The following is a 23,704-nucleotide window of genomic DNA, read 5'->3' on the forward strand; positions in this document are numbered from 1 at the left end:
CGACGCCATGCCCATACTCGATCGCATCGCCGTCGCCAGCGGCGCCGTGGCCGCGCTGTTCCTGGCGCTGATCGGCGCCATCGTCGCCGCGCAGATCGCCAGCCGCCTGATCGGCATGCAGATCCCCGCGGCCGACGACTTCGCCGCCTGGTCGATGGCGGCCTCGGTGTTCCTGGCCCTGCCCTACGCCATGCTGCGCGGCGACCATATCCGCGTGCCCCTGTTGCTGCAGTTCCTGCCCAAGACCGCTCACCGTCCCTACGAGCTGGCGGCCACGGCCCTGGGCCTGGCGCTGTCGGCCTGGGCCGCGTGGCAGACGGCCGGCTTCGTCCACGAATCGTTCGCCTACGACGAGGTGGCCCAGGGCATGCTGCGCGTGCCGCTGTGGATTCCGCAGATCTGCATGCCCATCGGCCTGGCCCTGCTGACGCTGATGCTGGCGCGGCGCCTGGCCATGGTGGCGCGCGGCCGGCAACCCGAGGAGACGGCCCATGGGTGAGCTCGCGCAAAGCCTGGTGCTCATCGCCAGCCTCCTGCTGTTGCTGGCCGCCGGCGTATGGGTATCGCTGGCGCTGGTGGCCAGCGGCCTGGTGGCCTTGCTGCTGTTCACCGACGCGCCGGCCGGCATCATCTTCGCCACCAAGAGCTGGGACGCCTCGGCCAACTGGGCGCTGACCGCGCTGCCGCTGTTCATCTGGATGGGCGAAATCCTCTACCGCACCCGCCTGGCCGAGGACATGTTCAGCGGACTGGGCCCCTGGGTGCGCCGCCTGCCGGGCCGCCTGGTGCATGTCAACGTGCTGGGCTGCGGGATCTTCGCCGCGGTCAGCGGCTCGTCCGCCGCCACCGCCGCGACCATCGGCCGCATCTCGCTGCCGGAGCTCAAGGCGCGCGGCTACGACGACGGCCTGGCCATCGCGGGTCGCTGGCCGGCGCCGGCACGCTGGGCCTGCTGATACCGCCTTCCATCGTCATGATCGTCTACGGCGTGGCGGCCCAGGTCTCGCTCATCAAGCTGTTCATCGCCGGCATCCTGCCCGGCCTGCTGCTGATGGCGCTGTTCTCCGGCTACATCGGCGTATGGTCGCTGCGCAACCCCGCGCGGGTGCCGCCGCGCGAGCCCGCGGTGCCCTGGCTCACCATGCTGGCCCGCCTGCGCCTGCTGCTGCCGGTGGTGGCGTTGATCGCCGGGGTCATCGGTTCGATCTACGCCCGCATCGCGACCGCCACCGAGGCCGCCACGATCGGCGCCATCGGCGCCCTGGCGATCGCCGCCTGGGGCAAGTCGCTCAACCGCAGGTCGTTCATCGACAGCCTGATGGGCGCGACCCGGACTTCGTGCATGATCTCGTTCATCCTGCTGGGCGCGGCCTATCTCACCAGCGCGATGAGCTTCACCGGCCTGCCGGCCAACCTGGCCGAGTGGATCTCGTCGCTGGGCCTGAGCCAGTATGGACTGATCGCGGTGCTGACCGTCTTCTTCATCCTGATGGGCGCCTTCCTCGATGGCATATCCATCGTCGTGCTGACCACCGCCGTGCTCATACCGGCCATCCAGGCGGCGGACATCGACCCGATCTGGTTCGGCATCTACCTGATCCTGGTGGTCGAAATGGCGCAGATCACCCCACCGGTGGGCTTCAACCTGTTCGTGATCCAGGGCATTACCGGACGCGACCTGTTCGAGCTGGTGCGCATGGCCTTTCCGTTCTTCCTGCTGCTGGTGCTGGCCACGACGATCATCACGATATTTCCGGCGATCGTGACCGCGCTGCCGCTGGCGATGCGGTAGGCGCGAACAGCGGCGCCTGCCCCAGGGCAAGGCGCCGCCGCGCCGCCACGACCATCCAAGCCTAAAGCAATTCGGCCGATCGGCCAACTTACCTAGGAATTACCCCTAAAGCCCGCGCGGGACCGTGTAGCGGCGCGCACAGGGATTTAGAATTGCAGCGTTTCAAGGGCGCGGCTTCCATCGCCCGCCCGTGGTTGCCCATGCCTTGCGGTGTGCTCCGCGGTATGCCGCAATTCGAAAATCCCATTACGAAGGACGTCTCCATGTACAAGAAGCTCTCCTTGCTGGCCGGCACCATTGTTCTCGCCTTCGGCGCGGGCGCGCAAGCCCAGACCAAATGGGATCTGCCGACCGCCTATCCCGCCAGCAACCTGCATGTCGAGAACCTGACCCAGTTCGTCAAGGATGTCGACAGCCTGTCGGGCGGCAAGCTGAAAATCACGCTGCACAACAATGCGTCGCTCTACAAGGCGCCCGAAATCAAGCGCGCGGTCCAGGGCAACCAGGCCCAGATCGGCGAAATCCTTCTCACCAACTTCGCCAACGAAGACCCGGTCTACGAACTGGATGGCCTGCCGTTCCTGGCCACCGGCTACGATGCCTCGTTCAAGCTGTACCAGGCGCAGAAACCCTTCCTCGAGAAGAAGCTGGCCTCGCAGGGCATGATGCTGCTCTATTCGGTCGCCTGGCCGCCCCAGGGCATTTTCGCCAACCGCGACATCAAGCAAGTGTCCGACATGAAGGGCCTCAAGTGGCGCGCCTACAGCCCGGTGACGGCCAAGATCGCCGAACTGGTCGGCGCGCAGCCGGTAACGGTGCAGCAGGCCGAATTGGCGCAGGCGATGGCCACCGGCGTGATCGACTCGTACATGTCGTCCGGCTCGACCGGTTTCGACACCAAGACCTACGAGTACATCAAGAAGTTCTACGACACCGAGGCCTGGCTGCCCAAGAACGCGGTGCTGGTCAACAAGAAGGCCTTCGACGCGCTCGACCCCGCCACCCAGCAAGCCCTCAAGAAGGCCGGCGCACAGGCCGAGGAGCGCGGCTGGAAACTGTCGCAGGAGAAGAACAGCTGGTACAAGGAGCAACTGGCCAAGAACGGCATGGCCATCATCGCGCCCACCGCCGAACTCAAGAGCGGCCTGACCGAGGTCGGCAAGCGCATGCTCGACGACTGGCTCAAGAAAGCCGGCGCCGACGGACAGGCCATGATCGACGCCTATCGGAAGCAATAAAGCACGATGCGCCGTTTCCTGGATCGCTTGTACGGCGCGGCCGGCCTGCTGGCCGGCCTGTGCACCATCGGCGTGCTGGTTTCCGTGCTGGCGGCCATCATCGCCCGCCAAGTGGGCCTGAACATACCCGGCACCGACGCCTATGCCGGGTATTTCATGGCAGCCGCCGGCTTCCTGGCCCTGGCCAGCACCCTCAAGCATGGCGAACACATCCGCGTCACCCTGCTGCTCAACGCGCTCCCGGCGCCCGGCCATCGCCGGCTCGACATCTTCGCGCTTTGCGTCGGCGCCATCCTGGCGGCGGCCTTCGCCTGGTTCAGCGTAAAGCTGGCCCACAACTCCTGGCTGTTCAACGACATCTCCACCGCCAACGACGCCACGCCGCTCTGGCTTCCCCAGCTGACCATGGCCGCCGGCACCATCCTGTTCTTCATCGCCCTGCTCGATGAACTCGTGCGGCGCGTCCGTGGGCAGGGCTTCGCAAAATCGCAGCAAATCCATGAATGAAATCCTGATCGTCACCCTGCTGGTCGTCTCGATCTTCGCGCTGCTGGGTTGCGGAGTCTGGGTTGGCCTCACCCTGGCCGGCACGGCCTGGATCGGCATGGAAGTCCTCTCCAGCCGGCCGGCCGGCGACGCCATGGCCGTCACGATCTGGGGCGCCTCGTCGAGCTGGACGCTGACCGCCCTGCCGCTGTTCCTGTGGATGGGCGAGATCCTGTTCCGCACCCGCCTGTCCGAGGACCTGTTCAAGGGCCTCGCGCCGTGGCTGAACCGGCTGCCCGGCCGGCTGCTGCACACCAACGTCATCGGCTGCGCCATCTTCGCCGCGGTTTCCGGCTCGTCGGCCGCCACCTGCGCCACGGTGGGCAAGATGACCATCCCCGAACTGACGCGGCGCGGCTATCCGGAGGACAAGATCCTCGGCACGCTGTCCGGCGCCGGTACCCTGGGCCTGCTGATTCCTCCGTCCATCATCATGATCGTCTACGGCGTGGCGGCCGACGTCTCCATCGCCAAGCTGTTCATCGCCGGCATTTTCCCCGGCCTCCTGCTGGCGCTGCTGTTCATGGGCTATATCGCCTGGTGGGCCATCCGGCACCCCGGCGCCGTGCCTGCCGCCGATCCGGGCATCTCGTTCATGCAGAAGCTGAAGCAGTCCCGCCACCTGATCCCGGTGCTGCTGCTCATCGGCGCGGTGCTGGGCTCCATCTACACCGGCATCGCCACCGCCACCGAGGCGGCGGCCGTGGGCGTGGTCGGCGCGCTGATCCTGTCGGCCCTGCAGGGCTCGCTCACACGCACCAGCTTCATGACCTCGCTGCTGGGCGCCACGCGCCTGTACTGCATGATCGCCCTCATCCTGGCCGGCGCCCAGTTCCTCCCTGGCCATGGGCTACATCGGCCTGCCCCGCGCGCTGGCCGAGTGGATCGGCGGGCTGGGCCTGTCCCAGTTCGGCCTGATCATGGCCTTGATGGTGTTCTTCGTCGTGCTGGGCTGCTTCCTGGACGGCATTTCCATCGTCGTCCTGACCATGGGCGTGCTGCTGCCCACCGTGCAGGCCGCCGGCATCGACCTGATCTGGTTCGGCATCTTCATCGTGTTCGTGGTTGAGATGGCGCAGATCACCCCGCCCGTCGGCTTCAACCTGTTCGTGCTTGCCGGCATGAGCGGACGCGAGCTGCCCTACATCGCCCGCGCCTCGCTGCCGATGTTCATCCTGATGATCGTGGCCGTGCTGCTGCTGTACTACGTGCCCGGCATCGCCACCTGGCTGCCGCAGCACATGACGCTGTAGCGTCGCGGCCGCGTTCTCGCCGGGCTCAGAAACTGAGGCCGGCGTTGATGTATAACCAGACCGGCGCGCGCGGCGCGCCGCCGGGCTGCGCGCCCACGGGCTTCGAGTACGTGAACGACATCCGCGCATACGGCAGGTCGAACCGCACGCCGGCCGCCAGGCCCGCCATGCGTATCGTGCGCGCGTCGGGATGATTGCTCTTGAGCGCTCCGACATCCGCGCCCACGAACGGCGCCACCGACGCCTGCTTGCCGAGCAGGCTGAACTGCACCGGCACCGTCAGCGTATTGCTCAGGTACACGCCGCTGTCACCGCTTTGCGACGTCCTGAGGTTGTATCCGCGCACCGTGTACTCGTCTCCCACGGTGATCTGGTAGCTGTTGAGCAGCTGTTGGCGCGAGTACTGGAACCCCAGTTGCGACGCCCACTGTATCGGCTGGCCGGCCAACGCCATGTAGCGCGTCCAGGCCAGGCTGCCGTTGAACCGCGACACATTGCCCTGCGGGCCGCGCTCATCGTAGGCGGCATACTTGCCGTTGTTGACGCCTACCCCGCGCGTGAAAGACAGGTCGCCGAAATAGGCGTTGGCGCCTCGCTGGGTGGAGTATTGCATCCCCACCGTGACGTCGCTGTAATGCTTGCTGCTGACGTCCAGGCGCGTGCCGGCCAGATAGTTCTTGTTCTGGCGCAGCTTGAGACCGCCATACACGCTGAACTGCGACCGCGTATCGCGGTAAAGCAGGCGGGTGGCCTTCAGTCCGAAACTGCGCGAGTTTCCGGCGGACTGGTATTGCCCGTAGCGGGTCTTGAGCAGATTGCGATAGGTACTGTAGCCGGTCTGAAGATCCAGGCGCGTACGCCCCAGCGGCACGCTGTACATCAGATCGTAATTGCGCTCGGCGTCATGGCCGGCGTCGCGATAGTAGCGGTTGCCGATATACAGGCCCAGCGTGTCGTTGAGGCCCAGCAGGTCGTTGGCCGTCACCGAGGCGTTGTACTTGTAGCGGCCGTTCTCGGGCGTGCCGGGGCCGGAATTGTCCATGCCCAGCGAGACGCGGGGCAGCGCGCGCCGCTGCAATTGCAGATCGAGATAGGAATAGCCGTATTCGTCCGCGGGAACGATGGTGATGTTGCCGGTCTTGCCGCCATTGTTGATGTTGTAGATCGCCTGGTCGATATCGAATACGTTCAGCACCTTGTCCTGCCAGCCCGGCATGGCCGAGAACACCATCATGCGGTCGCGTGTCCCCTCCAGCGGCTTGCCGTCGATCAGCCATCCCTTGATGCGGCCCCACTCCACCTTCAGCTTGAGCACGCCATCCACCACGCCTGGCGGCACGAACGTCACGATGCTGGTCGCGTAGCCGCGGTCGTACAGGGCCGCGCTCAATGCCTTGACCAGCAGGAACAGCTGCTCGTTGTCCAGCGGGCGGTTCAGGTAGTCCTGAACCAGCGGCGCGGGGTCGAACAGCCGGCCCTCGACGCCGAAGTCCAGGTCCACGGCATGTACCGTCACGGTGTGGCCGGACGTAGCGTCCGGCTTGCGCGCCGGCGCAGCGGCCTCGGACTGCGGATTCAATTCCACCGGAGGCCGCGTCAAGGCGCGCTCGATATCGCGCTGCAGCTGCTCCTTGCGCTGGCGATCGTCGATACGGTTGAGGTCGCGCGCGCCCGGCAGCAGCTGCGCCTGCGCACAGGCGGCCACGGCGAACAGCAGGCCTGCCCGGACCAGCGCCCGACCAACCAGGCCCGGCCGGAAACGGTTCGTTGCGTCAGTCATAGTTCAAGGTCACGGCGTAGGTGACGGACAGCTTGCCCGCCGAGGTTGAAGTGGAGGTCTGGTAGTACTGCGCCTTCATGGGCAGCGAGAACGTCGCCGACTCAGTCTGCTGCGCCTCGGGCAAGGCGATCTTGCCCTGCAGGCCCAGCTTGACCGGCTGCTGCGTCTTGCCGTTGATCAACTGGACGCCTACGCCGCTGGCCATGCCGGCCGCCTGGCCGGTCGCCGGCAACGCCACGCCGTCTACGCCGGTCTGCGTCTTCGTCGCGCTCATGTACACCGATACCTTTGGCCAGCCATAGCACCAGAACGGCATCTGGAAATCGGTCATCCCCAGGGTCGTACCGACGCCGGTCAACGCGGAACGCTGGATGATGGGCAGGCTGACCGTCTGCGAGGTATAGCGGCAGGTTTTCAGGTCGATGGTGCTGGTGGCGACGTCGGTGTCGATGGTCCCCTGCGCCAGCACGCGCTCCTGGCTGGTCCCGCGCATGAAAACCCACTTGTAGGTGAACAGGTTCGGAAACTGCGACAGCACCAGCTTGCGCGGCCGCTTGAGTGGCCCGACCTTGATCGCCTGATAGCGAACCTCCGCGTTGTCGCCGTTGATGGTGAGCACGTCGAAAAGCACTTCGCCTTTCTGGGGATACAGCCACTGCCGTTCGCCGACCTTCTGCATCGGCGAACTGCCGAAATCGATATAGATGGCGATGCCGGTCTCCTCCGTGGAGCCGGACGGCAAGTCGACCACGATGCCCGGATGGCCATAGGACTGCGGCCGGATCTTGTAGTTACTGCCCAGTTCCAGCACGATGTCGACCGGTTCGCCGTCATGGTTGTCGCTGAGGTCTTCCTTGATGTCGTCCGGCACCTTGCAGCTCTTGGACAGCAGGGACCGCCCGACCACGGGCTTGCCGATCAGCGTCCCATCGGGTGTCTGGTCGGAGATGAGCGAGGCGCTCGACCAGAAATGCAAGCCTAGCGCCCGGCCGCAGTCCACCGGCGGATCGACGGCCATGGCGGGCTGCACGGCCAGGCCTGCCCAGACGGCAAGCGCGGCCCCGCAGAAGGAAATTACGCGCGCGGGCACGGCGGCCCGGCGGTCAGCGAATATCTGGCTCATGATCTTTACCCGAAATGGAGATAGCTGATGGCTGCGCCACGACCTGGCCCGCCGCCCGCGCACCACGTTCGCCGCCGCCTTGCGGCGCGCACGCCAGCGCAATGCGCGGCAGGCCATGCACGGCTTGCCCGGCCGATTTCAAGTCGTACGTGGCGCGGCATATCGAACCGTCTGCGCGCGTCACCTCCAGCGTGCCCGATGCCGACACGCCTCTGACCAGCGCGCTTGCGCCCTGGCCGGCCACGCCCACCACCTTGCCGGCGCCGTCGCGCACTTCGGTGCCGAATACCAGCGCGCCTTCGCTGCCGGGTTCGGCAACCAGCATGGCGGCGACGTCATGGCGCGTCGGAAAGCGCAGCGCCACGACGGCGCCCGCCCGCGGGATGACTTGCTCCACCGTGGACTCCAGCTGAACGTCCAGGGGCAGGTCCTGCGGAGACAGTTCGACCTCGTTGAGGGAATACGGCGTCAGCGACACCAGCCCATAGCCGCTGCGGTCCACGGCGGCGTTGCGCGTATTGACGACCTTTGCGCCTGCCGCCGCCTCGGCCTGGATCAGGCCGATGGTGCCCGCCTGGTACTGGCCGAAGGTCACGCCGCCCGCGTGCGCCACCAAGCCGCCGCTGCCGTTGATCTGGTACTGGCTGTAGCTGCGCCCATGGGTGAGCTGTCCGCTTACCTCCCCGTACGTGCCTGACCAGGAGCCGTTCAACGCGTACTGCGCGCTCGTGCCGGCGCGCTGCACGCCCAGGCCATAGGTGTACTGATCGCGCTCGCCCGACATGCCGCTGTAGTTGACGCTTTGCTGTACGGGCGCCGAGCCGGTACGCGCCAGCGATCCCGTCACCACGCCGCTGGAGGTCGCGCCATAAAGCGGAATGGACAGATTCAGCATGACCTGATGCTCGGTGCTGCGACGATTCTCCGTACGCGAGACATCCAGGTTCACGCCTACGCGGCCGACCTGGGTCGAATAGCCCAGCTGGGTCTGCTGGTCGACCCGCGACGAACCCCAGTAGGTCCGCCGCAGCGCCGACACGTACAGGCTGCCGTATCCACCCAGCGGTTGGCTCAGCGTGACGCTGAAATCGCCGCGCGGCCGCTCGCGGCCCAGCAGCGAATAGAGTCCGAACCGCCCGTTGCGCCCGTTCGTCTCGACCGGGCCGGCATTGACCGCATCGGCGAAATTCCAGAACCCGCTCGACGAGTAGCGCAGCGTAGCCAGCCGGATCGCCGTGTTGGTGCCGGACAAGGTCTTGCTGTAGGAGAACCGCAGGCTCGACCCGTTGGCATTGCCGGTGGTGGACAGCTGGCTGCGCGACAGCGTGGCGTCCGCCGCCATTGCCCCCCAGGGCGTGTTCCAGCTCAGGCCGGCCAGGCCGGCCTGGTACGCCTGGGCGATCAGCAGGCCGCCGTACAGGTTGACGCCGTCGGCCACGCCATGGCGGCCCGTCAGCTGGGTCACCCAGGGACGGTCCTGCCCATCGTTGCGATAGTTGCGATAGCGCCCGGCGCTGAACGACCACTGCGTCTGGCCCGGCAGGATCAGGCGCACCGCGCTGGCGTACGGCACGGTGAACGTCTGGACCGCGCCATTCGCCTCGGTCACCACCACCCGCAGGTCGCCGCCATACGAGGCCGGACTGTAATCGTCGATCGCGAACGGCCCGGGAGGCACGGCGTCCTGGAAAACCAGCACGCCGGCCTGATACACCTTGACGTTGGCCCGAGTGCGCGCAACGCCGCGTATGGTCGGCCGGTACAGGCGCTCCGAGTACGGCAGCATGGCGGTATCGCTGCCGACCAGCATGCCGCGCATCGAGTACGGCGCGAAGTACTCGCCGCTGGAGAACACGTCGCCGAACACCAGGCGCGCCCGCCAGGACGGGATATCCGTCTGCAGGCTGGTGCGCTGGCTGCGGCGCGTGAAGCGGCCCTGGCCCCATCCCAGCGTCGAGCTGTTGCGCAGGTACCAGCCCTTGAAATTGAACCCGCTGTAGAGGTTCAGGTCCAGCCGCCGCCCCGCGCGCAAGCCGCCGATGTAATCGGCATAGTTGTACTGGTATCCCAGGCGGAACGCAGTAATGCCGCTATCCCACTCATCGGGCGAGATGTCGCGCCGGAAGCGGTTGATCGTATAGGCTTGCGGAATGCTGACTTCCAGGCGGTTCTCGCCGAAATCGAACGACTCGCGGCTATCCGGGAACAGCTTGCCCAGCACCTCGCAGCGCCCGCTGGATTTGAGGTCGGCGACCAAGGCCGGATCGAGCGCGCGCAGCCGGACCTGCATCGCTTCCAGCTGGCCATAGGTGAAACACGCCACCGCCGGCGCCGTCTTCAAGCCCTGCCCGGACGTCTGCGCCGCGACGAATCGAACCTGCTGCCGGATCAGCGGATAGTTGTTGGCGTAAATGTCGACGATGTAGTTGCCCGGCCGCAGCGCGTTGCTGTAGTTGAATCGGCTCAGATCCGCGCCATTGGCGCCGCCCCACAGCATGGCCGAGTCGAAGTTGACCGCCGCCTGCATATCCGGCGCGGATTCGCCCTTCGCCGCGGCGGCGAAGGCAAGGCTCATCGCGAGAATCAGTGGTATCTGTTTCATGATTCAGCGTCGGTTTCGGCAACGTCCCCATGACGCGCGCCAGTCCCGGTGCCCCCGTCTTGTCAGTCCGCTATGGCCGCCTGATATGGCGTCACGCCGCCGAAGTCGTCGATGGCCCAGTACTGCACCGACTTGGCCCCCGTCCCTTTCAGGCGCAGCTCGTCCGAGGAAAGCGGCGCCAGCATCCACGGCGTCTTGCTGCCGTGCGCGCCGTTCTCGCCCACCTCCAGCTTTTGCAGGTTCACGTAGTACGGCGTCGGGTTGTGCACCTCCAGCACGCCGTTGGGCTTGCGCTTGAAGGTCAGGTCGGCGGCGGCCGTCAGCGGGTTGCCGGACAGGCCCTTGGGCCGATAGAACAGCTTCAGGCGCGAGCGGATGGTCAGCTGCAGGACCCCGTGGCCTTCCTCGGGCGTCGCCTTGGGCGGCACTTCGAGAACGTTCAGCCAGAAGACCGATTCGCGGTCGGACGGCAGCGTCTTGCCATCCGGGTAGCCATTGAAGAAAATGCGCAAGGTCTGCCCCTTGCCCGGGTCCACCCGCGCCAGCGGAGGCGTCAGGAAGAACGGCACCTGGACTTCGTCCGGCTTCGCCTCGGCATTGCCGTCATCGATCCATGCCTGCATCAGCGCGGGGGCCTGCCCCTCGTTGCTCATCTTCACCGTGGTCTCGGGCGAGCCCGCGTTGTAGATCACGCGCGTACCCGTGATGACGAGGCTGGCCCGGGCGGCCGGCGCCAGGCTCGCCAGCATGGCGGCGCCCAGCGCCGCGACGCCCAGCCGCCGGCGCCAGCGCGCCATGCCGCCTTGCCGCTTTACCGTAAATGCAGGCGTAAACCATCCCTGGGGCCGGCTCTGCGCGAGCGCCCCGTCACAAGCGTATGTATTCATGATTCAAGAATCGCGGCCGTTCGTAGCTATCGATGCTTTGCATGCATCAAGCCGGCGCTGCGACCGAGTGAAAAGAAAGAAATGGAAAACAAGAATCTCGTGACAAGCCGACCATCCCGTACCGGGGCCCCCCGCAGTGGGTGACCCCTCTTTCACGGGCTACGGATACATCACGGAGAACCCCACCTGACTGCGGAGATTCCCCGCAACAATGGAACCAGCGCCCGAACGGATGTAGCATGCCAGATAGCGCAGGGTCGCCCCGTACGTCGACGACCCAGCCGTCTGCGATACCAGAAACGTCTGAGCAGCCTGCGCACCCTTGTTGCGGCCCAAATGAATGGCGGAACCATCCAGATTGGCTTGCACGTTGTCGGCTTTCGTCTGCGGTACCTGTTCGACGCCCTGACTATCGGCCCGATACGCAAACAGGTTTCCCGACGTATAGTCAACCGTGCCACCAGATTCGAAGAACAATCCCACTTGCTGACCATTCAATGCCTGCGGACACTCGGTCAGTTTCACGTCAAAAACTGTCCCGCCTGCCGTCGACCCTACGTCCTTGAGCGCGGTACGCGAAATGGTCGGCAATTGCACCGCTATCCGGCATTGGCCGGCGCATGAGAACCCTGCGAATCCCCATGCGCCGAGCCGGCGGCAGGCCGCGACTACCTATTTGTTGGTTTCATAGAAGACCCGGTAGTTCTTGCCGCCGATATCCTCGACCCGCAGGCGGAAGGTCTGCTCCAGGCCCAGTGTCGTCTTGGTGGACAGCACCTTGCCGTTGAGCTTCATCAGATCCTCGCGCCGGTTGATCGTATACGTCTGCGGCTTGCCGTTCTCGTCGGTCAGCTTCACGGTGACCGGCTTGGGCAGCTTCCCGCCAGGCAGGCTCTTGGTGTTGTTGATGTCACTCGCTTGCCGCTGCAAGACCTGCACCTGCTGTTGCACCACGTGGCGCCCGCTCAAGGGCGTCGTTTTGCCCGGCTTCGGACGCTCGGCCTTGGGCTTGGGCTTGGGCTTCGGTGCAGGCGCGGGCTGCTTGGCCACCGGGGCCGGCTTGGGCGGCGCACTCTGCACCTGCACCGTCGTGACCGTAGCCTTGCCCACCTCAGCCACGGGGCCGGGGGTCGCCTTCTGTGGCTTGACCGGCGGCAGCGGCTGGGCGGTCTCCACAACCGGCGGCGGCGCTTTCGTCACCTTCGCCACCGGCAGCGGCTTGGGCAACGGCTTGGTGGTTTCGGGCTTCACCGGCTGCACCGTCTCCACCTTGGCAAGCTGGGGCTGGACCGCCGGCGTCGTCACCTTCTCGGCCACCACCGGCCGGGGCGGAAGCGGCTGAGCCGTTTCAACCTTCGGCCGCGGCACGACTTCCACCTTGGCGACCTCCACCTTGGGAGGCGTCACCGGCACGACCTGGGCCGCCACCGGCCGAGGCGGAAGCGGCTGAGCCGTTTCGACCTTCGGCCGCGGCACGACTTCGACCGTGGCCACGGACACCGGCGGCGGCGAACTGACCTCGACCGTCGCGCGGATCGGCTGCGGCGACGCGGGCGGCGTGGTGGGACGGCTAGGCGGTCCATCCACGACATCCGGCGTCGGCGTCTCCACCGGGCGGACCTGGTTCTTCTTCTTCAGTGACTTGCCAGCCACCGAGAATTCCGACCCGCCTCCGGCCCAGTGCTTGTTGCGCTGAACGACCGTGGCCTGCGCGGCGTCCTGATTGAGGGTACCCTTGACGCCGCCGCCGACCTGCAGGCGCGCGGGATCCTTGGTTTGACCGACGTCAATCGTGGCGCGCTGCTCGGCCTGATAATCCTCTCCGGCCACCCTGCCGAACGCCACGCCCACGGTGGGCGCCAGCGTGGTCGACGAGATGCCCACGTTCAGGCCGCCGCTGCCGCCGTCCTTGTCGCGGTAGTCTTTCAGGTTCTGCGCGTTGACCGCGCCGTCGACCTTGAGATTGCCCTTGCCCGACAAATCGGCAATGGTCGCGCCGGTCAGGTTGGCGTCGCCTTTCACATGGCCCGTCAACCCGTCGCTGGCAACGACACCCGCCGCCCCGTCATTGGTCAGGCGCGAATTGTCGTGTTCCGTATTGAAATTGAAGCCGGCAGACCCCACGGGCGCAACCAACGTGCGGTTCTGAATCGCCACCCCTGCCGAGGCGTCCCAACCGCCACCGCTGGAGTTGTAGTTGCGTTCATCCTGCTTGCTGGTCGCATTGATATCGCCCTCGACATCCAGGACAACATGCTTACCCCGCACGCGGGACCCGGAAAGGTTCAGATCCTTGCCTGCATCGATCGACACGTTCGCCGCATCCACCGAGGTTCCGGCATAGGTCTTGCCGGTTTCGTTGGTAATCTGATGCGACGTCCCCATACCCGCAGTCAACCCCAGGCCAACGGCGCCCTGCACGGCGTTGGCGCCAAGGTTCGCGTCGGCGGAGGCGTGGAAGTTGTGGCTCTCCGAGTACGATTCGAAGGTCGATTCGGCCGCCATGAGGTTCACGCTCTTCGCTGCCTTCAAGCTGACCTGGTCGCCACCGCCGAACTTCGCGCCCACCAGCGTCGCATCGCCCTCGGTGGCCTCGATGGACAAGTTTCCGCCCAGATATTGGGTATTCTGCGAGGTGGAGCGGCTGTGGCTGCTGTCGAAGTCGGCGCTGATTCCGGCACTCAGTGCCACCGCCGCCGTGTCGGCGGTTACCAGTTGCGTGGCCTCCGCGGCGACTTGCGCAGCCATCAGCTCGCCGCGGATCTCGCGGCCGTCCTCGACATTCTGCGCCACGCTGTCGCCCAGGCGCGTGGCGGCCGTCAGCAGGCTGGAACGGGCACTGGCCGTCGATGCCACCTCCACGCTCCAGCCGGAGCTCTGGCTCGTCTGCTCGCTGACGTACTTGGTGGACTCGACCTTCTTGGCGCGCATGCGCAAGGCCTCCTCGGTCCCGGCGTTCCCCTTCGCGGCGCCGCCGTACCGGTTCCGGTTGATGTCGGCGCCGCCGATATCCAGGACATTGCCAGCCTCGACGGAGCCTCCACCGAAATTGAGGTTCGCGTTGCGATAGGACTTTTCGGTTTCCGAGGACTGTTCGTGCGATGCCCGATAACCTACCTTGACTTCAGCGCCCGCGGTCATACCGCGGCCGGCGTGCGCTTCCAGACCGCTTTCGCTGCCCAGGCTGAAGCCCGCCTCGTAGCCGCCCGCCCCCACCTTGGCACCCAGGGACAGTTGGCGCACATCCTTCTCATGCTCGGCGTGCGCGAAATCCGCGGCGGCCTTGAACCTCGCGTCGCGGGCCACGGACAGGTCCGTATGCGCGGCATCGACCGAACCGCCTTCGATCTCCAGGTTCTGCATCTTTCCTTCCAGCGTACCGGCTTCGATGCGCGTACCGTAATGGTTCGCGTGTGCCGACTGGTTGGTTTCCGTCGTCGACGACAGGATGGCGAACAGGCTGCCCAGCGGCGTCGAGCTCTTGTTCTCGTAGCTGGACCCCGCCTCGTACACGCCGCCCAACTTGACGTCATCGACATCCAGCTTCACCTTGCCGCCCTTGAGCGTCGCACCGGCCGTCTCCAGGCGCTTGGCCTCGATATGCAGCTGGCCGCCTTGCGCATCCAGGGCGCCGTCGCCGCGCGCCGCCAGCCTGCCCTTGTCGTCGTAACGCATCGAGGTCGCGACCTTGACCGTGTCGGCCTTGAGCCTGACATCCTTGCCGCGCAGCTTGCCGCCCTCGATGCCGATATCCCGGCCTGAGACGTCGACCTCGTCATCGGCCTCGATGCCGCCGCCCGCCCCCTTGCTGTCGGCCACCACGACCTTGCCCTTGCCCGCGTCCACCTTGACGCTCCTGCCCTGGATCAGCCCGTTGACCGAACTGACGTCATGGCCGTCCGTATTGACAGTTACGTCGCCGCCGGAGGCAATCAGCGCCCCGCCGCCGGCGTACTGATCCATGATGCCCTGGCGCGTCGCCTCGGTCAGGTACAGCCGGGGAGCGAGAACCTTCTGGCCGTCGATCACGGTATCCACGTACCAGACGAAATCGCGGTCGGCCTGCTTGAGCTGCTGCGCGGTCGGCGCGACACCCACCTTCAGGCCCAGCGCCTTGCCGACCGTCCCGGCCGAATCCATCAGCTTGGCCACCAACGCGACACCGCGCACGGGCAGGCGGCTTTCATAGCCGCCCAGGGCGCGCCGCACCTGCTCGCGCACCAGCGTGGTATCGAAATAGTTGTCGCCCGCCACCCGCGCGGCGCGATCGGGCTTGTAGCCGATCTGCTCGAAGAAATAACGCGAGCCGTAGAATTTGCTCTGGTCGATAAACTTGATGCGGGTTTCGAACAGCGGCCGCGGCAACGCGACGGCTGGCGGCGCGACCCGGACCGTCGCGACAGGCTGGTCGACCTGGTCCCCCGTGACAGGCTCCACGCCGACATCGGCCGCCCCGACGGCCGGCGCCCCGACGGCCGGCGCCGCGACGGCGCTCGGCCCGGCGAGCCCGGCGTCGGCCACCTGCGCATTGCGCCTGCCGGATACCTCCAGCCCTTGCGCCGCGTCCAAGCTGGCCAGGGAAGCGAGCGCATCGGCGCTGCCCAGCCCTCGCGCATCCACCATGCCGTCGGTCTCCGGCGCTTGCCTGGCCTGGCGCGCCAGCGCCGGCCCGGCGGCGCCGTCGGCAAGGGATGTCTGAGCCGCCCCGATCCGCGTGAAAATATGCGGATTCACGAGCACGGCAGCCAGCGCATCGTCGATATCCAGCCGCTTTTCCAGCCCCACGTCGCGCAAGGCGTCGAACGAGCCGCTCACCGAAGTCGCCGAATGTGCGCCGATTTTCAGGCCTTCCGGCCGGCCGCGATTCTGCGCGGCGTTCTCGCCGTTGTGGATCGCCCCGTTGGACAGGGTCAAACCGGCGCCGGCGGCCAGCACGGTTTGTTCCTTGGGATAGAACGCGATTTCCGCGCCGCGCTTGCCCGCCTTGAAATCCTTCCAGCGCTGCATCAATTGGGAGTGACCCAGCGCGCGCCAGTCGGCGCCCAGCGCCGCCGACAGCGCCTTGGCCAGCGTGACCCGGCCAGGCTGGATCGCCTGCAGCCGCACCGCGTCGATCTGCGACTTGTAGCGCTGGGCGACCTTGTCCGTCTCTGCGTCGATGGTCGCCTGGTCGGCCTGCTTCGCATAGACCGTTCGCAGATCCGCGGCGAACTCCTGGATGATGCCGTCGACCTCCTTGGTCTCGGCATCCATGCCGCCCAGGGCCTTACCATAACGTTGGCCCAGCTGATCATGGACGCGCCGAGTAGCCTCGCCGTAAGCCTCCACGGCCTGGACGGCCATCTTCGCCTTCTCGTACTCGCCTTGCAGCTTCTTGTACTCGCCAAAGATCTTCCGGCCTTCGGCCGACTCCAGCGTATGGCCACGCAGGTCGAGTTCGGGAGCCTTGGGCATCGGCGGCGCAGTGGGAGCCGGCTTGGCCTGGTAGCCCAGGTCGAGGTTCTTCAGCGTATTCACCGACCATTCGGTGTAGGTCTGATACAGCCCCCAAATGTACTCGTAGCGATTCTGGTCCAGCAGATAATCCAGGAGTTCATACGTGGACTGGAAGTTCCAGGTCGCCGGAGACAAGCCGGCACGATTGTCCAGGGCAGTCAGGCTCACCGGAAGAGGCGTCTTGAAATACTCCATGGCGGACACGGTGCGCACCACCGACCGGTTGTCCACGTCGCCGCCGATGTGGCCATGGCCGCCCGCCTGGATCACGCCTTCATTGAGCAGATGGCGATGTTCGTCCTTGCGCGCCCCGGCATTCAGATAGAGATCCTTGCCGACCTCGATGAGCGACTGCTCCGCCGTCAGATCACCGCCATACCACGGCGCGGCGATGGTTCCCGCCTTCTTCCCATTGCCGGCGCGCAACCAGTAGTTGACATAGCCGATACCGCTCCAGCGGCCGTGCTCGCCTCCCCCGACGTCCTGCACGCCTTTGCGTTGCACCTCGCCGCTCAGTTTCGCGGTGTTCTCGATGCGCGGCGCATCCAGGTGCATGTCCTCGCCCGCGCGAATGCGGCCCAGCTTGTTGAGCAAGGCAACGGCCGCCGTCAGCCGGGCGTTGCCGCCCGCCTCGATCAGCGCGGCCCGTTTATTGGTGATGTTCTGCGCCTTGACGGTCAGCTCCCCGGCGGCCCACAGCAGCGCGTTCGCTTCGTTGGCCACGTTGCCGTGCGCCGAACTCAGCGTCAGGTCCTTGCCGACGACGATGGCCTGCTTGTTGTCGATATTTTCCTGCACCTCGGCGATCAGGCTGCCGGGATTGCCGGTCTCGATTTCGGTGGTCAGCGACTTGGCCTTGACGCGTAACGTCCCCTCCGCCACCGGCAGGATATGATCCTGGTCCACCACCAGATCGCGCTGCGTGCCTTGCGCAAGCGTCAGCGTCGCGTCATGCTCGGCGTAGAGGGATCCCGTGTTGGTGAAATCCGCCACATCCAGAGCGATGTCGTTGCGCGCATCCACGCGCCCGGTGTTCTCCAGCTTGGCGCTGTTGATGATATGGATGTCGTGCCCGGCTACGACCTGGCCCGTATTGCGCAGGTGCGGCGCCTTCAGCGTGGCGTCGTGGCCGGCGGCCATGGTTCCGCTATTGTCGATACGCTGGGCCTGCACCGTGAAATCGTGGCCTGCCTTCAGGCTGCCCCGGTTGTCCGCCTGCCCGCTCGCCGTGACCGTCAGATCATGCTTGGCGTCGAGAACCCTGCCATTGCTGAACTGTTCCGTCTTGATGACGATGTCCTTGTTGGACTCCATCTTGCCTTCGTTATCGAATCCTCCGCGCGAGGTAACAGTGATATCCTTGCCGGCCGTGAACGTGCCGGGATTGGAAACGCTGGCGGCAACGATCGTGGCGGCCTCCTTGACCTGCATCTTGCCCGCGTTGCGCGCGGCCCCGGAAGTCGTCAGCGTGGCGCTCTTGGCCATGACCTCGGCCCCGGTCTCGTTGTCGAACGACGCCGCCGTTACGGTCACGCCCTCGCGCACTTTCAGATTGCCGGTATTGGACACCGCGCCGCCGGCGTTGACCTGCAACGGCCCCATCAGGCGAATCTTGTTGGAGAAACGGGTGTCGTGCCGCGAGGTCAGGTTCGCGGCGCCTCCGCGCTGGGTGACCTGCGCCGCCAGCGCGATGGCGTCGGCCGAGACGGTGTAATCGCCCTGTATCGAAACCTCGCCGTGCTCGGCATAGCGCCCGGCCACCGTGACCTGCGCGCCGCCCTTCTTGATATCCAGGCTTCCCGCGTTGTCCCAGCTTGCCACGTCGACGCTCAGCTTGTTCGCGCTGGTCGTCGCCTTTGCGCCGGCGGTGACGGTCGGAGACCCGCCGCCCTTGCCGGCGATCTGCATCTCGCCTTTGGTGGCCATGACGCCGTCGTGCACGATGGCCTCGGCAGCCTTGACCACCAGGGCGCCGGCCGTGCCCGCCGGAGCCTGGCTCTGGAAGGTGCCCCTGTTCTCGATGCGCTGCGCCTCGATGCGCTGGGTGCCGTCCGAGCCGACCAGGAACTCGTTCGTCAAGGCGCCGCCCACCTCGAGCACGCCCTGCTTGCCGGCCGAGATGTAGCCCTTGTTGACCAGGTTGCCAGTCGTGCGCACGGTGACGCTGGCGCCATTCTCCTTGTTGCGGCCGTTGCCGATACCGCCGGCATGGCTGACCAGCTCGCCGGCCTCGACCACGATCGGACCGCCATCGGCCACGAGCGCGGCGTCGGACACAACCGATTCGTCCTTACGCGCTTCGCCCGTGACCGCGTCGGTGATCTGCGGACGTCCGTCCACGACGTCGATCTGGCGCCCGGACATGGTTTCGTTGTTGTCGTTGACGGCCCGCAACGTACCATTGAGAAACAGCTTCTTCGCGACCTTCACCGACACCGCCGGCTTGCCCTTGTCCCCTTTGGCAGCCAGCACGCTCTGGCTGATCTTGCTCTCGATGGTGGAATGCTCGAGCACGGCCGAATCGGCCGATATGGTGACCGTCCCGTTCTCGGTCAAGGCATCGTTGCGCAACAGCAAGGTGCCGCCCTTCGCATCCATGATGATGTCGCCCTGGGCCAGCACGCCCTGATGCGGATCGCCGCGCCCGACCGTGACATTGCCCTGGGCGCGGACCACCACGCTGCCGGGCGTGAAGAAATCCTGCCGCAGCGCGCGGCGCGCCCGCCGTGGCGAGGCGGTCTCGACAGCGCCTGCCTTCAGCGCGCCGATGCCGACCGAACCGGTGCTGTCGATGCGTGCCCGGCTAGCGCTGGCTCTGTCTACGGTGACGCCCTGGCCCGAGAGCTCCAGCGCCCCTGCGACTTCCGCCGCCGCCAGGCTGAGGGCCCCGCCGGCGGCGGCCTGAAGGCCGCCATCGCTCTTAACCGACCCGAGCTCCAGCTTCTGCTGCGCGCGCGCCTGCAGATCGCCGGTCGTGTCGACGATACCCAGCGTCATGGAGCGCCCCGCTTGCAGATCGGCGCCTGCATCGCTCACCAGCTTCGCAACGCGCACGTCTCCCGTGCCATTGACGTCCACCGCCCCTACGGCGGCCAACGTGCCCAGGTCCAGGTGCTCGCCGCCCTGCACATGCAGCGTGCCGCTAGCCTTGGCCGATTGCAGCGCCACGCCGGCGCCTCCGTCCAGGGCCAGCGCGCCGCGCGCCTGCACGGCGCCCAGATCGAGCTGGCGGCCGCTCGACACATGCAGACCGCCCCCGCTGGTGGCGGCCGTTACGCGCACCGCATCCTTGCCGCTGACCCGAACGTCGCGATTGGCGTGCAGCGAGTTCGCCGCCACCGTGGATCCGCCGCGCACGTCGATCGAACCGGCGGCCTCCACCGCGCCCAGCGTGGCGCCGCCTTCCGCCCCCAGCGAAATGTCGGCAAGACTGCGGGCGTGATCGACCCTGACCGCATCGCGCCCGGACACGCTGATCGCGCCGTCGGAACCGAGGGAGTCCGCTCCGACCGCGCCCCAGCCTTCGAGCCCGATACCGCTCTTGGCGGAAACCTTGCCTACATCCAGCGCGCCGTGCGCCGAAATGGCGACCCTGGACGCGCTGTTGACGCTCTGAACCGACACGCGTTCGCCGCCCGTCACGGAGATGTTGTCCAGCGACTTCAACTCGGCCACGGTCGCCGCGCGCGCGGCCGATACCGTCAGCTCGCCCTTGGCCGCGAGACTGCCCAACGCAGCCTGCCCGTCGCTGGAAACCCGCAATTGCCCGCCCGCGTGCGCGCCATCCAGTCGCACGGCATCGCGGCCGTTCACGGTCATGGCACCGGCCGATTTCAGGAACCCGGCCTGCAACGCGTCGCCCGCCTGCAGCGCAAGGTCGGCGGCAGCCGCGACGTCTCGCACCGTCATGGCGCCCGCGCTGGTGGCGCGGACCTGCCCATCCGACTGGACATCGCCCAGGTTGACGGCGCCGCCGCCGCTGACGGTGACGGCGCCACGGCTGCGCATATCCTTGGCCGACACGCTGCCGCCTGCCTGGACGCCGATCGCACCGAGGGCCGTCATGCTATCGATCGACAAGGCGCCGTGCGCGGAGACCTTCACATCGCTATCGCTGCGCGCACGGCCGATATTGACGCGCCCCTCGCCGGAGATATCCGCGCCGCGCGCTGCGCTCAGGTCGTGCAGATCCACCTGGCCGCGCCCGCGCACGCGCAATTCCGCGTCGCTGTTCGCGTTGGCCACGCTGACCGCCTCTCCACCCTGTACGCCGATGGCGCCCTTGGACTGCAGGTTGCGGGCCGCCAGCGCTCCTGCGGCAACCACGGTCATGCCGCGTGCGCTCGAAGCGTCATCCAGCGCGACCTCCCGCTGCCCACGCACCTCAAGTTGGGCACTGGAGACCAATTGCTTCGCCCGCAGGTTTCCGCCAGCGCTTACCGACAGCGCACCGTCGCTCGCAACCGAACCCAGCGTGACGGCCTGCTTGCCGTCCACGTCCAGTCGCCCCGTCGCCGACAGCTTGCCCGCCTTGAGGGCGCCGCCGGCACGCACCGACAGCGCATTGCTGCTGGCCGACCCCAGCGCGACGGCCTGCTTGCCATCCACGTCGACCCGTCGCGTCGCCGACAGCTTGTCCGCCTTGAGGGCGCCGCCCGCGTTCACGGACAGCGCCTGACGGCTGCTCGCCGCGCCAAGCTGGACGGCCTGGCGGCCCGACACCAGCAACGTCCCCCCGGCATTCAACAGCGTGGCCTGTACCTTGCCGCCGCCTTGCACCGCGAGGTTTCCAACGCTGCTGGCCGACGCGATCTTCACCGCCCCGCCGCCCGCGACGTTCACCGCCCCCCCCCCGGAGGCCAGTTTGCCGGCCGACACGACCCCCGCGCCCTTGAGGCTGAGCGGGCCGCGCTGGACCGTGGCGTCGCCCAGCGCGATTTCGCCCTGCGACGACACGGTGATGGCCGATGGCGAGGACAGGCTGCCGAGCTGGCGCACGCCCAGGCCTGAATCGCTGGACACCAGCGTGATGTGCTTGCCGTACATGGCGCCCGCCGCCGTGCCGTCAATCGCGTAGGCGCCCGCGGCGGCGCCGCGCGCGCCTGCGGCGATCGGCGTGGCGCGGCGGGTTGCGTGGTCGTACCGGTTGGCGCCGGCGATCACCGCGATGTCGGCCAGGGGCTTGCCCTGCTTGCTCGACACGGCACCCTGCAGCTTGACCAGGCGCGCCACCACGTCGAAATAGCCCAGGCCGGTGGCATTGACGCCGCCTCGTTCGATCGTGACGGTGCCCTGTTGGACATCAAGGCCGATGCGGCCGCCGTTGACGCTGGGACGCCCCGTCGTGAGCGTCAGGTTGCTGGCGTTGAGCGTGCTCAGGCCGTTGACGCTGATGCCGTTGGGGTTGGCGATGATGAGGTCGGCGCCCTTGCCATAGACTTCGAGCGTACCGGCCAGGCGGCTGGGCGAAGTGTCCGTGACTTCGGCAAGAATGGCCGAGGCCTGGCGAGTCAGGTTGGGGTTCTTGGTCAGCGCCCCGCCGATCCTGGACACGCCGTCGGTCAGGCCGTTGTTGAAGACCACGCCAGGGTTGGCGACGTTGAACTGCTGGAACTTGTTGTGCGAGACGCCGCCGGAATTTGGGTCGGCGATATTGACAACGGGAACCTTGTTCCCGCCCTGCAGCACCTGTGTCTGCCCCTGAGGAACCAAGCCCTGGGCGTGCGTTACTAACGGAAGACCCGTACACGCCAACATCAGGGCCCAGGCCAGCGCATTGGGCGCTACGGACAGGCTCGTGGCGCGGGCCCCACTTCGCGCTTGACCACGCGTGCGCCCACAGAAGGTGTTTCCGACGGTGCAATGCTCGCTCACGGGAACAAGCATGCCGCGAACATGGCTGAAGACCAGCCTGTACAGGTTCGTGTTCATATTCCGACCAGCGAAGTGAAGTAATCGGCAGAATCCGTTATCGGCCTGCTCGTTTTAGGTTTTGAAATCCAGTGCCATAGTCTGGATAAACCTCAGCACTTCGTCAGTCAGTAATGATCCCGTCCATCAATGGATATTTATACAAGACTTGTAGGAAATTTCTTAGTCAAACCATCAAACCCTGTCCGGCACGTATAGGCGTGCGCCGACAACCCGCTCCCCGGCCCGCCGCGGGTGCCAGCGCGGGAATTCAGACTTTTCCTATTTTGGTATAGGATACTGTTTAGCAGCACTCATGCCCGTATCGTTGCTTGCTGACGTATAGGAGAATGTGAAATTTCGCAGCCATTCCTTTGACGCATCAATGACATTACGCGTTGCAGGATTTTTTTCTCGCCACGAAACTCAAAGCATATTCTTCTTATCATGTACAACAAAGTCCTCATCATTGACGATCACCCTGTACTGAGATTCGCCGTCCGGGTCCTGATGGAAAAGGAAGGATTCGAAGTCATCGGCGAAACCGATAACGGCATTGACGGGCTCAAGATCGCCCGCGAGAAAATTCCCAACCTCGTCGTACTCGACATCGGCATTCCCAAGCTGGACGGGCTGGAAGTCATCGCCCGGCTGCAATCGCTGGGGTTGCCGCTGCGCGTGCTGGTGCTGACCGGCCAGCCGCCTTCGCTGTTCGCCCGCCGCTGCCTGAACTCCGGCGCCGCAGGCTTCGTGTGCAAACACGAGAACCTGCACGAGGTCATCAATGCCGCCAAGGCGGTGATGGCCGGCTACACCTACTTCCCCAGCACCACGCTCAGCGAGATGCGCATGGGCGACAACGCCAAGAGCGACAGTACGCTCATCAGCGTGTTGTCCAACCGCGAACTGACCGTCCTGCAACTGCTGGCGCAAGGCATGTCCAACAAGGACATCGCTGACAGCATGTTCCTCAGCAACAAGACCGTCAGCACCTACAAGACGCGCCTGCTGCAGAAGCTGAACGCCACGTCGCTGGTGGAACTGATAGACCTCGCCAAACGCAACAATCTCGCCTAG

General features: G+C 66.2%; 11 protein-coding genes and 2 pseudogenes. 7 read left to right on the top strand and 6 right to left on the bottom strand.

The genetic code is table 11. The features are described 5' to 3' along the window. The first annotated feature begins 7 nt into the window (after positions 1 to 7). The 6 genes and pseudogenes from BN118_RS09575 to BN118_RS21210 all read left to right on the top strand — a co-directional run bounded on the left by BN118_RS09575 (position 8) and on the right by BN118_RS21210 (position 4,829). The gene (locus BN118_RS09575) at positions 8 to 499 is read left to right on the top strand and encodes a TRAP transporter small permease (protein WP_014905772.1); all 492 of its coding nucleotides are present in this window, start codon (positions 8 to 10) and stop codon (positions 497 to 499) included. Further along, a pseudogene (locus tag BN118_RS09580) lies at positions 492 to 1,792 on the top strand (TRAP transporter large permease). The gene BN118_RS09575 and the pseudogene BN118_RS09580 overlap by 8 nt, the downstream one beginning before the upstream one ends. Positions 1,793 to 2,055: 263 nt before the next feature. Further along, positions 2,056 to 3,030: a TRAP transporter substrate-binding protein gene (locus tag BN118_RS09585; protein WP_010930616.1), complete on the top strand. Its 975-nt coding sequence runs from the start codon at positions 2,056 to 2,058 to the stop codon at positions 3,028 to 3,030. Positions 3,031 to 3,036: 6 nt separating this feature from the next. Next, positions 3,037 to 3,537 (top strand): TRAP transporter small permease, encoded by a 501-nt coding sequence (locus BN118_RS09590; RefSeq protein WP_014905773.1) that lies wholly within the window; start codon positions 3,037 to 3,039, stop codon positions 3,535 to 3,537. Further along, positions 3,530 to 4,582, top strand: a pseudogene (locus BN118_RS09595) (TRAP transporter large permease subunit); the annotation flags it as partial. The gene BN118_RS09590 and the pseudogene BN118_RS09595, both read left to right, overlap by 8 nt. After that, entirely contained in the window at positions 4,476 to 4,829 is a 354-nt protein-coding gene (locus BN118_RS21210; RefSeq protein ID WP_323755096.1) for a TRAP transporter large permease subunit, read from the top strand. The pseudogene BN118_RS09595 and the gene BN118_RS21210, both read left to right, overlap by 107 nt. Positions 4,830 to 4,854: 25 nt before the next feature. Here the strand turns inward: BN118_RS21210 and fhaC are convergent, their stop codons facing one another. From fhaC to fhaB, 6 genes are all read right to left on the bottom strand, one after another. Further along, positions 4,855 to 6,609: a filamentous hemagglutinin transporter protein FhaC gene (gene fhaC / locus BN118_RS09600; RefSeq protein WP_010930614.1), complete on the bottom strand. Its 1,755-nt coding sequence runs from the start codon at positions 6,607 to 6,609 to the stop codon at positions 4,855 to 4,857. Then, a complete protein-coding gene (locus BN118_RS09605; RefSeq protein ID WP_019247160.1) occupies positions 6,602 to 7,732 on the bottom strand; it encodes a fimbrial protein in 1,131 nt (376 codons plus the stop codon). The genes fhaC and BN118_RS09605 overlap by 8 nt, the downstream gene beginning before the upstream one ends. Then, positions 7,713 to 10,334, bottom strand: coding sequence for a fimbria/pilus outer membrane usher protein (locus BN118_RS09610; RefSeq protein ID WP_014905774.1), 2,622 nt, complete (start codon positions 10,332 to 10,334; stop codon positions 7,713 to 7,715). The genes BN118_RS09605 and BN118_RS09610 overlap by 20 nt, the downstream gene beginning before the upstream one ends. A 62-nt stretch (positions 10,335 to 10,396) precedes the next feature. Next, positions 10,397 to 11,131, bottom strand: coding sequence for a molecular chaperone FimB (gene fimB, locus BN118_RS09615; protein WP_010930611.1), 735 nt, complete (start codon positions 11,129 to 11,131; stop codon positions 10,397 to 10,399). 249 nt (positions 11,132 to 11,380) lie between these two features. Beyond that, a complete protein-coding gene (locus BN118_RS09620) occupies positions 11,381 to 11,818 on the bottom strand; it encodes a protein FimA (RefSeq protein ID WP_019247159.1) in 438 nt (145 codons plus the stop codon). A 75-nt stretch (positions 11,819 to 11,893) separates the two neighbouring features. After that, entirely contained in the window at positions 11,894 to 22,648 is a 10,755-nt protein-coding gene (gene fhaB / locus BN118_RS09625; RefSeq protein ID WP_014905776.1) for a filamentous hemagglutinin/adhesin, read from the bottom strand. 426 nt (positions 22,649 to 23,074) lie between these two features. On the opposite strand from fhaB, the gene bvgA reads away from it, so the two are divergent. Continuing rightward, positions 23,075 to 23,704, top strand: coding sequence for a virulence response regulator transcription factor BvgA (bvgA, locus tag BN118_RS09630; RefSeq protein WP_010930609.1), 630 nt, complete (start codon positions 23,075 to 23,077; stop codon positions 23,702 to 23,704).

Origin of the sequence: Bordetella pertussis 18323 (assembly GCF_000306945.1) — a bacterium.
GTDB lineage: Bacteria > Pseudomonadota > Gammaproteobacteria > Burkholderiales > Burkholderiaceae_B > Bordetella > Bordetella pertussis.

Coding starts and splice junctions, on each gene's coding strand:
- BN118_RS09575 (WP_014905772.1), top strand. CDS start 8: ATGCCCATACTCGATCGCATCGCCGTCGCCAGCGGCGCCGTGGCCGCG.
- BN118_RS09585 (WP_010930616.1), top strand. CDS start 2,056: ATGTACAAGAAGCTCTCCTTGCTGGCCGGCACCATTGTTCTCGCCTTC.
- BN118_RS09590 (WP_014905773.1), top strand. CDS start 3,037: ATGCGCCGTTTCCTGGATCGCTTGTACGGCGCGGCCGGCCTGCTGGCC.
- fhaC (WP_010930614.1), bottom strand. CDS start 6,609: ATGACTGACGCAACGAACCGTTTCCGGCCGGGCCTGGTTGGTCGGGCG.
- BN118_RS09605 (WP_019247160.1), bottom strand. CDS start 7,732: ATGAGCCAGATATTCGCTGACCGCCGGGCCGCCGTGCCCGCGCGCGTA.
- BN118_RS09610 (WP_014905774.1), bottom strand. CDS start 10,334: ATGAAACAGATACCACTGATTCTCGCGATGAGCCTTGCCTTCGCCGCC.
- fimB (WP_010930611.1), bottom strand. CDS start 11,131: ATGGCGCGCTGGCGCCGGCGGCTGGGCGTCGCGGCGCTGGGCGCCGCC.
- fhaB (WP_014905776.1), bottom strand. CDS start 22,648: ATGAACACGAACCTGTACAGGCTGGTCTTCAGCCATGTTCGCGGCATG.
- bvgA (WP_010930609.1), top strand. CDS start 23,075: ATGTACAACAAAGTCCTCATCATTGACGATCACCCTGTACTGAGATTC.